The following is a 14,873-nucleotide window of genomic DNA, read 5'->3' as shown; positions in this document are numbered from 1 at the left end:
CTTAAGGCCGGAACTCCTCTTCCCCCACCGCGCCGAGCACGGCTGAACCGCTGGCGAAAAGACCCCGGATCAGGTCACGTTCGGCCAGGGTCAGCCACGGGTTCCAGACATCGAAGATGAGCACGGCACGCAGGTCGTCGCTGTCGTTCCAGGCCTCATGCTCGATCGTGTCATCGAAGACAAAGGCCTCGCCCTCGCGCCATTCGCGGGTCTCGCCGCCCACCCGGAAGCCGCAGCCTTGCGGCACGATCAACGGCAGATGGACGATCGAGCGGATATTGGTCACCCCGGTATGCGGCGGGATCCGGGTGCGCGGCTTGAGCAAGGAGAAGAACGCGGTAGGCCCACGCCCCGGGATATCGGCGCGCTGGAAGGCTTCGAGCGCGGCGACGGTCTGCGGGCAGGCTGCGTGGATGGCGGCGTTGGGGCGACCGAACTCCCACAGGAAAATAGCCCCCCAATCGAGCGAATTGTCCAGCGGCGTCCACTTATTGTCGGGCGTGCCCTTGCGCTGGGTGACATAGGGCCGCAGCACCTGGCCCTCGCCCAGCAACAGCGCGCGCAACTCGTCGCGGATGGCATCGGTGCGGGCCTCCAGTTCGGCCAGCCAGGGGAAATGGTCGCGCGCGAAGAACTCGTCGGCGGGGAGGAAGGGAAACTCGATCCCGTGGCACTCGTTGCGATAGATCCGGCGGCGGCCCATCAGCACGTCGAGACAGGCATCGAAGCGGCGGGTATCGGCTGCGGTCAGCCCGGCGCGTGTGTCGGTGGTCTCGGCGGCGATCCGTTGTTCCATCTCACGGGCATGATCGGCCAGGAACCGTTCGGCATGATCGAGTACCGGCTGCAGGCCTGGCGGCGGGCTTTCGGCCATCTGGGCGAGCGCGATAACCCCGCGCCAGGCGAGCGCAGCCTGTGGCCCCTCGCCCCGCCGTTCATGCAATTCGGCCTTGCGCAGCAAGGCCATGAAGTTGCGCTGGTCGATCGCCAAGGCCTCGTCCAGCGCCTTGCGCTCGCCATGGTCGTCCTGCTGGTGGCGGCGGGCGGTGGCAACGTTGAGCCACAGCGAGGCTTCGCTCGGATCAGCCGCAGCGGCCCGCAGGAACATGGTTTCGGCCGTGGCGAATTCCTGCATGGCCAGCGCCGTAACCCCGCGTGAATTGAGCACCAGGGGATCATCCGGCACAAGCGCCAGGGCCTGGTCGAGCAGGCTGGCGGCGGCAACCGGATCTTGCCGGGCCTTGGCGGCCTGGGCCTGGTCCAGCAGCTTGCGCAATGCGTCTTCCACGGTGCACCCCATTATGGACAAGCGGGGCGACAAGTCCTAGCCCGAGGCCGACCCATCGCATGGCCATGCGTTTTCAACCAAATGCGGTGCGGGTCAAGGACAGGGGCGGACAAAGCCCGGAGTTGGACGGACGAAAGTGAGCCAGACGGCGCTGGAATGGAAGCATCGGGCCGAAGGAGCCCTGCGCGCCGGACGCCGCGATGAGGCGGTGGTCGCCTATCGCGAATACCTGGCCCTGGAACCGGGCGATGCCGATGGCTGGTTCAATCTTGGCTATGTCCTGCGCGCCGCGCGGCGGTTCGAACCGGCGGTGGAGGCCTATCGCACGGCGCTGGCAAACGGCGTGGCCCGGCCAGAGGAAGTGCACCTCAACCTGGCGGTGATCCTGTCCGAGCATTGCGGCAGGGATGCCGAAGCGCGAACCGAACTTGCGGCGGCGACCCGCGCGAATCCCGCGTTCCTGCCGGCCTGGCTCAATCTCGGCAATCTGCTGGAGGACCTGGGGGACGATGCCGGGGCGCGCGAGGCTTACACGGCGGCGCTGGCGGTCGATCCGGCCTGCGGACGGGCCCATGGGCGCCGCGGGATGGTCGACCTGCACCGTGGTGATGCCGAAGGAGCGGCGGCACGGCTGGAAGCCTTGCTGCGTGAGCGTGTGGTGTTCCGTGCCGATGACCAGGCCGAAGTCCTGTTTGCGCTGGGTCACGCGCTCGATGCCGTAGGCGATTTTGACCGGGCCTTTTCCGCGATCGACCAGGCCAACCGGCTGCGGACGCACCGGGTAAGGTATGATCCGCGCGCTGCCGAGCGGCTAATCGACGCAACCATCGCCGCCGGTCCGGCGCGACTTGATCCTGTTCCTGCTGATGGCCTTGAGCCGGTCTTCATCTGCGGCCTGTTCCGCTCAGGCTCGACCCTGGCCGAAGTGCTGCTGGAGCGACGCTTTGGCCTGGCAGCGGGGGGCGAGCTGGAAGCGATCCCGGCGATTGCGGTCGAACTTGGCCTGCCCTTGCGGCAGGATCTTGCCCTACTCGATCAGCCGACGCTGGCGGCCCAGCGGGCCGCCTATGGCGCCGAGCTGGCCCGGCTGCACGGCACCGCCGGGCGGGTGATTGACAAGCGGTGCGACAATTTTCTGCAGATCGGGCTGATCCGCGCGCTGTTCCCCGCTGCGCCGATCATCCATACCCGGCGCGATCCGCGCGATACCCTGGTCTCGCTGTTGTTCGGCAATTTCGATGACAGCATGGCCTATACCTTCAGCGCCGATGCCGCCGCGCACTGGATCCGGCAGTACCAGCGGTTGATGGCGCACTGGCGCGGGCGGTTTGGCGAGACCATCTTCGACCTCGACTATGAGGCGCTGGTCAGCGATGCAGAGCCGGTCATGGCGGCCTTGGGTGGTTATCTCGGGATCAATCCGGTTGCGGGCGGGCAAACGCCAGCGCCGGTTGATCGGGCGGTTCGGACGCTCAGTTCCTGGCAGGTACGCCAGCCGCTCCATCGCCGTTCCGCCGGGCGGTGGCAGAGTTATCGCAAGTTCCTCGATCCGATCCTGCGCAGTCTGGAGGCCTGATGAACGATCCCGTCGCCGCGCTGGTCCGCGAAACCATGGCCGATGCCAGCTGGCTGGCCCATCGTTATGATCCGAGCCACGATGCCGTTCACTTCGTCGCTGCCCCGCGCGATGAGCGGCGGCGCGTGCCGTTCCTGACCGATGAGAATCTGCCCGAAGCCAGTCGGCCGCGCGTGTTGCGGCGCCTCGATGTTGCGCAAGCGCCAGCCGGATCGGTCCACTTCATCTTTCATTCGGCCTATTGCTGCTCGACCCTGCTGGCCGCCTGCTTTGACCTGCCGGGCAAGTCGCACGCGCTCAAGGAGCCGCAGTTCCTCAACGACATGGTCGGTTGGCGGCAGCGCGGCGCGCCTCCCCAACAGATGGTCCAGGTGATGGACGAGGGTCTGGCCCTGCTGGCCCGCCCATTCACACCGGGTGAGGCCACCGTGATCAAGCCATCGAACATCGTCAACGGCTTGACTCAGCCCTTGCTGGCAATCCGTCCCGCCAGCCGGGCGATCCTGCTCCATGCGCCGGTGCGGGCCTTCCTAACCTCGATTGCGCGCAAGGGCTTGTGGGGCCGGTTGTGGGTGCGCGAACTGTTCATGGCGCAGCTCGCCGATGGACTGTTGGCTGATATGGGCATCGATGACAGCCAGTGGCTGCGCCAGAGCGACCTGCAGATCGCCGCGATCGGCTGGCTGGCCCAACAGCGGCTGTTTCATCGCCTGCTGGAACGCTGGCCGGAACGGCTGCGCTCACTGGACAGCGAAGTGCTGGTGGCACGCCCGGCCGAGGCTATGCGCGCGGCGGCCGAGCTTTACGGCCTGTCGCTTGACGAGGCGACCATCGCTGCCTCGATTGCAGAGAACTTCGCCCGCGATACCAAGACCGGCGATGCCTTCGCCGCGGGTCAGCGCGAGGCTGACCGCAAGGCTGGCGAAGCCGCTCACGCCGACGAGATCGACAAGGTGACGACCTGGATCGAGGCTGTGGCCCAGGCCAATGGCCTCGCCATGAACCTGCCGAACGCCCTCATCTGAAGATTCGCCTGTTGGCAGTGCCTTAGCCGCGCCTGGGGTGCAGCCCGGTGCCTTGCCGCCTGGCCCTTCGCATCACGAACTCTGAGCCCACGAAAAAGGGGGCGCCCTTGCGGACGCCCCCCGTTTCTTTCGATCGGTTGACCGAAGTTCTTAGAACTTCAGCGAGACCGAAGCGTTGAACGCACGACCCAGCGGATCGTAGGTCGACGGGAAGGTGTTCCCGCTGTTCGCCGCAGTCGAACCGGCACCGTCGCCAAGCAGCGGCGGGGTCTTGTCGAACAGGTTCGAGACGCCCACCGTCACACCGAGGTTGTCGTTAACGTTGAAGCGCACCGACAGGTCGATGTAGTTGTAGGCACCGATCTTGTTGAAGTTGAAGGTCTTGCCCGCCATCGGCGAGCTCGCACCGGCAGCGTTAGTAACCACGCCCGAGAACAGGTTGCGGCTGGCGGTGGTGAAGCCGCGAGCAGCAAAGTCAGCGGCCTGGCCTTCGTACTGGACCGAACCGATGTGACGCCACAGGATCGAGAAGTCGATGTCCCCGTAGGTCAGCGTGGTACGCTGCTGGAACGAGAACTTCGGCTGGATCTGACCCAGGCTCGGACCGCAGTTGGCCGAGTAGTAGCCAACGCATTCGCGGTTGATCGAGCTCGGCGAAGCGCGGAAGGTCAGCGAGTCGGTCCAGTTGCCCGACAGGTTCCAGTTCAGACCAAGCGCACCGATTTCACGCTTGTAATTGATGGTAAAATCGATGCCCTTCGTCGCCAGACGACCGTTGTTGGTCAGCTCCGAAACCAGACCGAGGGTGGTCAGCGCCGAACCGCTGAGGCCACCCGTCACCGGGTTGCGCCGGATCTTGGTGGTGCAGGCAGCCGAAGCGGCCTGGGCAGCCGTGATCGAGCCCGGGTTAGCCGTGAAGCAGTCCGTCAGGATGTCGCCCGGGGTCTTCAGGGTGATCGCCTGGTTGACCTTGACGTTGTAGTAGTCGACGGTCAGCGTCAGGCCCGGAACGAAGTCCGGCTGGAAGATCGCACCCACGGTAAAGGTGTCGGCCTTTTCTGGCTGGATCAGCGGGTTGCCACCCGAGGTCAGGTTGGCCTGGTTGGCAGTCGGGTTCGGGATCAGGCCGATCGAGGCCAGCGAAGCACCCTGGTTGACGCAGGCCGCGGTCAGGTTGGCGTTGCCAACCGGAGCCGTACCAGCGCAGGGATCAACCAGGAGGCTGGTCAGACCAGTCACTACGGGCGCGAACAGTTCGTTGATGTTCGGCGCGCGCACCGCACGCTGGTAGTTACCACGCAGCTTGATCGATTCCACCGGTTCCCAAGTCAGACCGGCCTTGTAGGTCCAGGTGTTGTACTTCGGGCTACCGGCTGCATCGACCTTGTAGCTCGAGTAGCGGGCACCCAGTTCAAGCACCAGCGACTTGGCGAAGGCAGCATCTTCGACCAACGGCGCGTTGAGTTCGCCGAAGATTTCGCTGACGTTGTAGCCACCCTTGAACGGCCGCACGGCGCCGCCGGCCCCGCCGAGTTCGCCCGGCGACTGCGCGAAGGCATCGGGGATGCGGTCATAGCTATACTGGCGATGTTCGGCACCAAGCGCGAAGGTGACATTGTCACCGCCCAGGGCCAGACCGGTGTCGCCCGAGAGCACACCCTTGACCTGGCTGAGCTTGTTCTTGATCTTGATGAAGCTCGAACCGTTCAGGAAGTTCGCCATCGCGGGGGTGATGCTGCCCGCCGGGCCCCACAGGTTGAGCGGAACGCAACCATTGGTGGTGACGGTGCAGGCGCTCGACGAAGAGGCGTTGAGAGCCTGCTGGACGCGCGAACGCAGCACGTAACCCGACTGGAGCTGATCCAGTTCGCTTTCGCCATGGGCACCCGAAACATCGAAGGTGATCCCGTCGCTGATGTCCCACTTCACGCCAGCGCGATAGTCGAACATCTGGGTGGTGTAGTCCGAAACGCGCGGACCGATTTCCACGGTACGACGATAGACCGCCGGCAACGGCAGCGCAGCGGCACCGGTGCAGGTTGCGCCCAGCGCAATACCGGCGCGGGTGCAGAGCTCGTCACGAACCGCCGACGGCAGGAACGGGTTGTTGCCCGGAATGGTCAGGGCCTCACCGAAAATCCCCGACGGAGCGATGATCGTCGAGACGCGGTTCTTCGAGTAGACGCCACGGGCGTAGACTTCGATCGAATCGGTCACTTCGTAGCGAGCCGAACCGTAGATGTTGAAGCGCTCGTAAGGCGTCTGATAGATGTTGTACGGGTTGAAGTTGAACCCGTTGTAGAAGTCGGCGAAAGCGGTGCCGCCCGAATTGATCTGGCGAATGACCGAACCCGGGAATGCGATCGTGGTGGGCACCGAGGTGCGCGACGAACCCGAAGCAACGCCGGTACGCGAGTTGATGCCGAAGACCGAAACGTCACGGTCACCCTGGTAGACCGGCTTGGCTTTCTGGTAGCCTACGCTGAGCACGGCATTGCCGCGGCCATCGTCGAAGTTGCCACCGATGGTCAGGTCGGTACGGAAGATCTGGCCGTCGCCTTCGTCAGTGATCTTGTAGGCGCTGGTCAGGTTGACACCGGCAAAGTCCTTGCGGGTCACGAAGTTGACCACGCCAGTCACGGCGTCGGCACCGTAAGTGGTCGAAGCGCCGCCGGTCAGCACGTCGACGCGCTGGACGAGGGCGAGCGGGATGTTGTTGAGGTCAACCGTGCCGAGCTGGTTGGCGACGACCAGGCGGTCACCGTCAAGCAGGACGAGGTTGCGCTGCGTGCCGAGGCCGCGAAGGTCGACCGAGGCGAAGCCGCTGTTGCCGTTGTTGACGGCCGAGCCGATGCCCGGAACCGCGCCGGGCAGGCTGCGCAGCAGTTCTTCGGCGCTACCGGTGTTGCGGAGCTGTATTTCATCCTCGCCCACGACGTTGATCGGGCTCGAAGCTTCGAGGTTCGGGTTGCGGATCAGCGAGCCGGTGACGACGATGGCCTCATCGGCCTTCTCTTCATCGGCTTCCTGCGCATAGGCGCCGGTCGAAGCGAGCATGGCGATGGCCGAACCGGCCAGCGCGAGCGACTGCAGATAGGTCGCGCTCGAGAGCGTTTTCTTGGTGGTTTTCACAGGTCTGTCCCTCTGTAGATCCGGCGGGTTGATCGCCAGGATTCCTGTCATCATCCATGAAACGAACAGGGGCATAGCCCCGCCTGCTGCACGGATAGATCGGTGGGACATGACGAAAACCCGGGTGCGGGGCAAAGCATTTCAAGTCCGCCGCCGCATTCGATTGCGGTCTGTTGCAAGTGCGCCACAGCTGCAAGTTGAACGAGTAATAATCGTTCGCATTCACGGCCGTCGGTGCAATCTTGCTGCGATACCCGCCGGTTACTGTACCGGCACCTTGGGCATCGGCGGGACGAACAGTTCCGGATCGAGCCGGGAGTCGCGCCATTTGAGGCTCCAGTGAAGGTGAGGTCCGGTGGCGCGACCGGTGGCGCCGATCCGGCCGATCACCTGCCCCTGGCGCACTGTTTCCCCCGCTTTCACCGCCAGCGCCGAACAGTGCAGGAAAGCGCTGTTCAGGCCCATGCCGTGATCGACCATCAGCAGCAGGCCTTCAAGGCTGAACGGACTGTCGGCCGCCAGCATCACCACTCCATCGGCCGGCGCGACAAAGGGCGTGCCCGAAGCGCCGGTGGCGATGTCGGTGCCTGAATGATAGCTGCCCGGCGTGCCATTGTAGATCCGCTGCGAACCGAACCGGCCTGAAAGCCGCCCGGTAGCCGGCCAGACCATCTTCTGCCGCCAGCCCTCGGCCGGGCGTTCGATCGCGCGGGCCGCCCTGATCCGCTCAAGTTCGGCCGCACGGCGACGGGCGAAGGCCTCGCTGGGAGCCGTTCCGGGGCGCGGCCCGATCGGAATGTGCTCGATCCGCCAGGCCCGCCGCGCGATCGGCAGCAGATAATCGATCAGGGTGCCGTTCACGAATTCGGCAACCAGCCGCGCTTCCGGTCCGGCATCGCGATCGAAGGCAATCAGGAAGCGGCCATCGGGCGCAACCGGCACCGGTTTGCCATTGAACAGCAAGCCGTGCGAACCGCGCGGGGCAAGGCCGCGGGCGAAGCCGCCCTGGATCAGCTGGCCGGTCAGCGCGAAGGTATCGGCCCGTTCGGCCGCGTGGGCGGGCCACAAGGCCCCGCCCGCCAGTCCGACCAGCCCGGCTCCGGCCCCGCCAAGCACGACCTGGCGGCGGTCCATTCAGCCTTGTCCCAGCAGTCGCCTGGTAGCCAGTTCGGGCGAGACATAGGCCTCCTGACGTTCGACGCACCAATAACGCAGCGCCTCCAGCGGAATCGCCTCGGCACTGACGGCGCAGACCACGTGCTTGCCATGGGTCAGCACGCGAAAGCCATTGGCCTGGTAGAACAGGGTGGCGGGACGGTCGGAAGCGGACATCAACATGCGGCACCTTCTAGCCCAGGGCGCGACCTAGAGCAATTTCCCCTGCTCCGGCGGCGGCGGCTTGGGCGCAGAGCGGGCACGGGCTGGCGCAGCGATCGGTCGGCCACCCTCCAGCGGGGCGACCTCCAGGCCGCCATCGCGGAAATGCAGGGTCAGCGCAGCCTGCGCTGCGGCATCGGCTCGGGTGGTCAGCGTCGCGCCATCAGCGCCCGTCACCCGGACATAGCCGCGTTGCAGGACCGCATCGGGATTTAGCGAGGCGTGCAGCCGGGCAAGGCCGGCCAACCGCTCCTTCGCCCGGCCCAGCCGCGCCTCCAGCAGCGGCAGCGAGAGCCTTCCGCCGCTGCGTTGCAGCTGGCTTTCCGCGAGGCGCGTGCGATCGACCAGCGCGCGGCGCAGGCGCTCGGCCGACTGGTCCAGCCGCTGGCTGTGCGGGCTGAACAGCGCCTGGGGCTGGGGCAGACGCTCGGCCCGGGCAGCCAGCCGCTCGCGTCCCAGCTGCAGCGGGCGGGCCACGGCACGGCGCTGGCGCAGGGCAAGTTCGGCCAGCTGCGCGGCCAGCTCCTCGCGCACCGGCACAGCGATCTCGGCTGCGGCAGTCGGGGTCGGCGCGCGCAGGTCGGCAGCGAAATCGACCAGCGTCGTGTCGGTTTCATGCCCGACGGCAGAGATGACCGGGATCGGACTGGCGGCAACCGCGCGAACCACGATCTCCTCGTTGAACGACCACAGGTCCTCGATCGAGCCGCCGCCACGCGCGACGATCACCAGGTCGGGCCGGGGCACCGGGCCGCCCGGCGCAATCGCTCCGAACCCGCGCACCGCCGCCGCGACCTGTTCCGCCGCACCCTGGCCCTGAACCAGCACCGGCCAGACCAGCACATGGACCGGAAAACGATCGGCGAGGCGGTGCAGGATGTCGCGGATCACCGCGCCGGTGGGCGATGTGACCACGCCAATTACCCGCGGAACGAAGGGCAGGCGTCGCTTGCGCGCGGGATCGAACAGCCCTTCGGCTTCCAGGCGGGCCTTGGTTTTTGCCAGCAGGGCGAGCAGCGCGCCCTCGCCGGCGATCTCCATCCGGTCGATCACCACCTGGTAATTCGAGCGGCCGGGGTAGGTGGTCAGCTTGCCGGTGACGACCACTTCCAGGCCATCCTCGGGCTGGAAGCCCAGCCGCTGGGCATTGCCGCGCCACATCACCCCGTCGATCCGCGCGTTCTCGTCCTTCAGGGAGAGATAAAGATGGCCCGAAGCCGCGCGTTTCACGCCGGAAAGCTCGCCCCGGATGCGGACGAAGCCAAAGCGGTCCTCGACCACCCGCTTCAGCGCGGCAGATATTTCGCTGACCGAGAGGGCGGCAGCGTTGTCCCCGGCGGCGTCCTTCGCTACCAGCCCGGCATCATCATCGTCGTCGGAATAAGGACCGGGCATGAACATCCTGCTGTTGGGATCGGGCGGACGCGAACATGCGCTGGCGTGGAAGCTGGCACAATCCCCGCGTTGCACAAAGCTGTTCGCCGCGCCCGGTAATCCGGGGATCGCAAGCCATGCCGAGCTGGTGGCGCTGAGCGCCGAGGATCATGCCGCCGTGCTTGAATTCTGCGCCGCCGAGCGGGTCGGGCTGGTCGTGGTCGGCCCGGAAGCACCACTGGTCGACGGGTTGGCGGATGCCCTGCGCGCCGCCGGAATCCCGGTGTTCGGGCCGAGCAAGGCCGCCGCACAGCTGGAGGGTTCAAAGGCCTTCACCAAGGAGCTTTGCGCGCGCCACAACATCCCCACGGCGGGCTTCAAACGGGTGACCAATGTCACTCAAGCGACACTTGCGCTGGCCGAGTTCGGCGCGCCGGTGGTGGTCAAGGCCGATGGCCTCGCCGCTGGCAAGGGGGTGACCGTGGCGATGACCATGGCCGAGGCGCAGGCGGCCGTGGAAGAGATCTTTTCCGGCAAGTTCGGAGCCGCCGGGGCCGAGGCGGTGATCGAGGAGTTCCTGGAAGGTGAGGAGGCGAGCTTCTTTGCCCTGACCGACGGGCACACCATCCTGCCCTTTGCCTCGGCGCAAGACCACAAGCGGGTGGGTGAAGGCGATACCGGGCCCAACACCGGCGGCATGGGGGCCTACAGCCCGGCCCACGTCCTGACCCCCCTGCTTGAGGGCGAGGCCATGACCCGGATCATCGCCCCCACCGTCAAAGGCCTGGCAGATGAGGGCATGCCCTATTCGGGCGTGCTGTTCCTGGGCGTGATGCTGACCAGGCGGGGTCCGGAACTGATCGAATACAACTGCCGCTTCGGCGATCCCGAATGCCAGGTCATGCTGATGCGGCTGGAAAGCGACCTTGTCGAACTGCTGCTCGCCTGCGCCGAAGGCCGCCTCGCCGCGATCGAGCCACCGCGCTTTTCCCCCGACACCGCGTTGACCGTGGTCTTGGCGGCCGACGGCTATCCCGGCACGCCGAAAAAGGGCGGTACAATCGCCGGGGTCGAGGCCGCCGAGGCCACCGGGGCCAGGGTGTTCCATGCCGGCACCGCGCTGGCCGACGGTGCGCTGGTTGCCAACGGCGGCCGCGTGCTCAACGTCACCGCCCGCGGCGCCAGCGTGACCGAGGCCCAGGCTCGAGCCTATGCCGCGGTCGACCTGATCGAGGCCCCCGACCTGTTCTGCCGCCGCGACATCGGCTGGCGCGAAGTGGCACGCGAAGCGGCGGGAGACTGAGCGGTCAGTCGGCCAGCCCGGTCTGGTCGAGCACCCCCCAGGGATCGCTGCCGGCCGAACTGCGCGCCTCGGCCAGCAGCCACTGACGAAAGGCGCGCACCTTGGCCAGCCCGCGCTTGAGCGGCGAATAGCACAGCCACAAGGCGTGGATCTCGCGCCCGATATGCGGAAAAGGCGCAATCAGCCGACCCTGCTCCAGTTCACGTGCGAACAGGAACGGGCTGAGCATGGCCACGCCGTGCCCCGCCAGTGCCGCCTGGCTATCCAGCGCCTGGGATTCGAACCGCAGCCCGGCCGGCGCGGCGAGGCTAGAGGGCGGTTCCGGCAATTGCTCCAGCCAGCGCGGCCACCACTCATCTTCCGCCGAAATGCGCGGCAGAGACAGGAAGTCGCGCGGCTCGTTCACCGGATGGTGCAGCAGGAAATCGGGGCTAGCCATCGGTGTGAACACATGACGCATTACGAAATGGGCCTCAAGCTCCGGTCCGGGCCGCACCACCCGGCGGATCGCCACGTCGAATTCGCCACTCTCCAGATCGACCAGCCGGTTGCTGACATCCAGCCGCACTGCCAGTTCGGGGTGGCGCAACTGGAACGCCCCCAACCGCGCCGACAGCCACAGCGTCGCGAAGGAGCTGGGCGCGGTAATGGTCAGCACGCGTTCGTTCTCGGCCCGGACCAGGGCAAAGGCTTCCTCCAGCCCGGCAAAGGACTCGCTGACCCGCGGCGCGATCCGGCGACCCAATGCGGTGAGAACCATGTTGCGACCGCGCCGGACGAAGAGCTGCGCGCCCAGCCGCTCCTCCAGCAGCTTGATCTGGTAACTCACCCCGGCCTGGGTCATCGCCAGTTCTTCCGCCGCGCGGCTGAAATTCTCGTGGCGCGCGGCCGCTTCAAACACCCTGACAGCAGCAAGAGGGGGAAGCCGGGACATCATCAATATATAAGCTGCACTTGTAATTTGTGTCCAACGCTTTGTTGGTTTCGGGCGGAGACTGCGGGCAGATGAGAGGCATCACGATGTCCCAAGGAACCAACCCATGCTCAAGATCCTCCTCCCGCTCACCCTCCTTGCCACCGGCCTTCAGGCCAGCCCGCTGCTGGCCCAGTCCGCCCCGGCAGCCCGGATTGCCCATGGCGACCTGAACCTCGCCTCGGCGGCCGGCGTGAAAGCCCTCGACCGCCGGATTGCTCGCGCTATCGATCAGGTCTGCGAACCGCAGGCCGGCTACATGGCGATTTACCTCGACCGGGCGGAAGACGAATGCCGCACTGCCCAGCAGGCGCAGATCCAGCCCCGGCGCGATGCTGCGATCGCCCGGGCACAGCAGCGGGCCGCCGTTTTCGCCAGCACTGCGCGGTAACCCCCCAGGGACGGTCACCCGCCCCCTGTCCCTCAAGCGTGACTTGTCCCTGACCGGGCGGCAATCCCAGCGGGTTGCCGCCCCACTGGCGTGCTCAGCCCAGCCGCGCCTTGATGAGGGCCTTGAGGTCAGCCTCCGGCCGGGCGCCGAAGTGCGAGATGATTTCGCCCGCGCAGATCGCGCCGAGCGTCAGGCATTCGCGGAGCGGGCGCTCATTGACGTGGCCGTAAAGGAACCCGGCGGCGAAGAGATCGCCCGCGCCGGTGGTATCGACCACTCGGACCACCGGTTCGGCCGGCACTTCGGCGCGCTGGCCACTGGAGACTGCAACGGCGCCATGTTCGCTGCGGGTCACGACCAGCACCGGCACCTTGTCCTCCAAGGCGGCGATCCCGGCATCGAAATCGTCGAGCCCGGTCAGCGCCGCCAGTTCGACATGGTTGGCGAACAGGATGTCGATCTGCCCTTCGGCGATCAGCGCGCGGAAATCATCGCCGTGGCGATCGATCACGAAGGCATCGGACAGGGTGAAGGCCACCTGCCGTCCGGCATTGCGTGCGGCGGCAATCGCCCGGCGCATCGCGGCGCGCGGCTCTTCCGGGTCCCACAGGTAGCCTTCGAGGTAGAGCACCTTGGCCGCGGCAATGGCTTCATCGTTGAGCGCGGCGGCCGGCAGGAACTGCGAGGCGCCCAGGAAAGTGTTCATCGTGCGCTGGCCATCGGGCGTCACGAAGATCAGGCAGCGCGCCGTTGGCGGATCGCCGGCCCGCGCCGCCACATCGAAGGCAATCCCGCCAGCGCGGATATCGTGGGCGAAGACCTCGCCCAGCTGGTCGTCGGCCACCTGACCGATGAAGGCGCACTTCGCCCCCAGCGCGGCCAGGCCCGCCAGGGTATTGGCGGCAGAACCGCCCGAAATCTCGCGCGCGGGGCCCATCGCGTCGTACAGCGCCTTCGCCCGTTCGGTATCGACCAGGGTCATGCCGCCACGGGTCAGGCCGAGCTGGTCGATCAGGTCGTCGGCGCAGGGGGCCATCACGTCGACGATGGCATTGCCGATCGCGATCACGTCGGTGGTCGGTGCAGTCACGGAAGATCCTTGTCGCCGGGGGAAAACGGGAATGATCCGGCGCGGTTAGCCATCATCCCGCCGCAGGGCAAGATGCCGCCTGATTGACAGCGCGCCCGCCAGCAGCGATTCGCATCAGCCATGCTGCGCGCCTTCACCCTTGCCCTTGGTCAGCTGACCGACCCTGCCGTGCTGCGAGTGCTGGGCAAGAGCCTGCTGGCCACCCTGGTGATCTTCGTGGTGGCAGGCAGCGGCCTGTGGTGGCTGGCCGAACGCGGTCTGGCCCTGGCCGGGCTGACCGAAGCGCGACTTGGTGAGGCAGGCCTGGGCGAGACGGGGCTGGTCGAAGCGGGTATGGTCCGGGCGCTGCTGTCGCTGGTGGCCGTGGTGGTGGCAGGCTGGCTGCTGTGGCGGATCGTGGCCCTGGCGGTCTTGCAGTTCTTTGCCGACGAAGTGGTCCACGCGGTCGAGGCGCGGCACTATCCGGCCCAGGCCGCCCGCGCCCGCCAGCTGGGATGGCGCGAGGAGCTGGGCCATGGCCTGCGCGGCGGTGCCCGCGCGCTCGGCTGGAACCTGGCCGCGCTGCCGTTAGCGCTGGTCCTGCTGGTCACGGGGATCGGCCCGGCGCTGGTCTTTCTGCTGGTCAATGCCGTGCTGCTGGGGCGCGAGTTGCAGGACATGGTCTGGCTGCGCCACTGCCCCGATTCCACCACCGCCCCGCCGCTGACCGGCCTGACCCGCCTGCTGCTGGGCGGCACGGTAACGGCGCTGCTGGCCGTGCCGCTGGTCAATTTCCTGGCGCCGCTGCTGGGTGCGGCGGCGGCGACCCACCTGGTCCACCGGCGAAAGGCCGATCATGCTGCCTAGATTGCTCGTTGTCGCCGTGCTGGTCCCGGCGCTGGCCGCCTGTGGCGGACTGCCCCAGCCACAAGGTCCGGGCGCCAGGCCCGCGCCGACCAAGCCAGCCCCCGCGAAGCCCGCCCCCACAAAGCCGACCGCCAACAAGCCGCCAACAGGGAAACCACGCCCGGCGCTGACCGCGCCGCGCCAGCCCGATCGCGCCCCGCTGCCCACCGCCCGGCCGCTGGCCCTGCCCGGGCTGGAAGGGGTGATCGGCGCAAGCTCGGCCGAACTGGGCCGCCAGTTCGGCAAGCCCCGGCTCGACGTGATCGAGGGCGATGCCCGCAAGCTGCAATTCAGCGGCCGGGCCTGTGTGCTCGACATCTACCTCTACCCGACCGTCCCGGGCCGCGAACCGATTGCCACCTATCTCGATGCCCGCCGGGCCAGCGACGGGCAGGATGTGGACCGGGCGGCCTGCGTTGCGGCGCTGCGCGCGCGTTAGGCTCGATGCCCGGAAAAGAA

Annotated in this window: 13 protein-coding genes; 6 read left to right on the top strand and 7 right to left on the bottom strand. The window is 67.1% G+C overall.

The window, feature by feature from the left end; translation table 11 throughout:
- Position 1: 1 nt before the first annotated feature.
- A complete protein-coding gene (locus O9281_RS09580) occupies positions 2 to 1,288 on the bottom strand; it encodes an aspartyl/asparaginyl beta-hydroxylase domain-containing protein (RefSeq protein ID WP_298184957.1) in 1,287 nt (428 codons plus the stop codon).
- A gap of 136 nt (positions 1,289 to 1,424) precedes the next feature.
- Between O9281_RS09580 and O9281_RS09575 the strand changes: the two genes are divergently transcribed.
- A complete protein-coding gene (locus tag O9281_RS09575; protein WP_298184956.1) occupies positions 1,425 to 2,864 on the top strand; it encodes a tetratricopeptide repeat-containing sulfotransferase family protein in 1,440 nt (479 codons plus the stop codon).
- Positions 2,864 to 3,889, top strand: a complete 1,026-nt coding sequence (locus O9281_RS09570; protein ID WP_298184953.1) for a hypothetical protein — start codon at positions 2,864 to 2,866, stop codon at positions 3,887 to 3,889. Before O9281_RS09575 ends, O9281_RS09570 begins: the two co-directional genes overlap by 1 nt.
- Before the next feature lie 150 nt (positions 3,890 to 4,039).
- On the opposite strand, the gene O9281_RS09565 is transcribed toward O9281_RS09570, so the two are convergent.
- The 4 genes from O9281_RS09565 to xseA all read right to left on the bottom strand — a co-directional run bounded on the left by O9281_RS09565 (position 4,040) and on the right by xseA (position 9,793).
- Positions 4,040 to 7,021, bottom strand: a complete 2,982-nt coding sequence (locus O9281_RS09565; RefSeq protein ID WP_298184951.1) for a TonB-dependent receptor — start codon at positions 7,019 to 7,021, stop codon at positions 4,040 to 4,042.
- 261 nt (positions 7,022 to 7,282) lie between these two features.
- Positions 7,283 to 8,155: a M23 family metallopeptidase gene (locus O9281_RS09560; RefSeq protein ID WP_298184949.1), complete on the bottom strand. Its 873-nt coding sequence runs from the start codon at positions 8,153 to 8,155 to the stop codon at positions 7,283 to 7,285.
- On the bottom strand, positions 8,156 to 8,359 hold the full coding sequence (locus tag O9281_RS09555; RefSeq protein WP_298184947.1) for a DUF2093 domain-containing protein: 204 nt from the start codon (positions 8,357 to 8,359) through the stop codon (positions 8,156 to 8,158).
- A 27-nt stretch (positions 8,360 to 8,386) separates the two neighbouring features.
- Positions 8,387 to 9,793: an exodeoxyribonuclease VII large subunit gene (xseA, locus tag O9281_RS09550; RefSeq protein WP_298184945.1), complete on the bottom strand. Its 1,407-nt coding sequence runs from the start codon at positions 9,791 to 9,793 to the stop codon at positions 8,387 to 8,389.
- On the opposite strand from xseA, the gene purD reads away from it, so the two are divergent.
- On the top strand, positions 9,792 to 11,075 hold the full coding sequence (gene purD / locus O9281_RS09545; RefSeq protein ID WP_298184944.1) for a phosphoribosylamine--glycine ligase: 1,284 nt from the start codon (positions 9,792 to 9,794) through the stop codon (positions 11,073 to 11,075). The two genes, xseA and purD, sit on opposite strands and share 2 nt — an antisense overlap.
- A 4-nt stretch (positions 11,076 to 11,079) precedes the next feature.
- On the opposite strand, the gene O9281_RS09540 is transcribed toward purD, so the two are convergent.
- Positions 11,080 to 11,976, bottom strand: coding sequence for a LysR substrate-binding domain-containing protein (locus O9281_RS09540; RefSeq protein WP_298184942.1), 897 nt, complete (start codon positions 11,974 to 11,976; stop codon positions 11,080 to 11,082).
- Positions 11,977 to 12,115: 139 nt separating this feature from the next.
- Between O9281_RS09540 and O9281_RS09535 the strand changes: the two genes are divergently transcribed.
- Entirely contained in the window at positions 12,116 to 12,439 is a 324-nt protein-coding gene (locus O9281_RS09535) for a UrcA family protein (protein WP_298184939.1), read from the top strand.
- A 94-nt stretch (positions 12,440 to 12,533) separates the two neighbouring features.
- Here the strand turns inward: O9281_RS09535 and O9281_RS09530 are convergent, their stop codons facing one another.
- A complete protein-coding gene (locus O9281_RS09530) occupies positions 12,534 to 13,529 on the bottom strand; it encodes an adenosine kinase (RefSeq protein WP_298184937.1) in 996 nt (331 codons plus the stop codon).
- 120 nt (positions 13,530 to 13,649) lie between these two features.
- On the opposite strand from O9281_RS09530, the gene O9281_RS09525 reads away from it, so the two are divergent.
- Together O9281_RS09525 and O9281_RS09520 are read left to right on the top strand one after the other, a co-directional pair.
- Complete coding sequence (locus tag O9281_RS09525; protein ID WP_298184935.1) at positions 13,650 to 14,375, top strand: EI24 domain-containing protein; 726 nt, start codon at positions 13,650 to 13,652, stop codon at positions 14,373 to 14,375.
- Positions 14,365 to 14,853 (top strand): hypothetical protein, encoded by a 489-nt coding sequence (locus O9281_RS09520; RefSeq protein WP_298184933.1) that lies wholly within the window; start codon positions 14,365 to 14,367, stop codon positions 14,851 to 14,853. The genes O9281_RS09525 and O9281_RS09520 overlap by 11 nt, the downstream gene beginning before the upstream one ends.
- The last annotated feature ends 20 nt before the right edge of the window (positions 14,854 to 14,873 follow it).

The sequence above is a fragment of the Novosphingobium sp. genome (assembly GCF_027531025.1).
Lineage (GTDB): Bacteria > Pseudomonadota > Alphaproteobacteria > Sphingomonadales > Sphingomonadaceae > Novosphingobium.
Note: the sequence above shows the minus strand (reverse complement) of the source record. Positions and strands in the feature narration are given on the sequence as shown.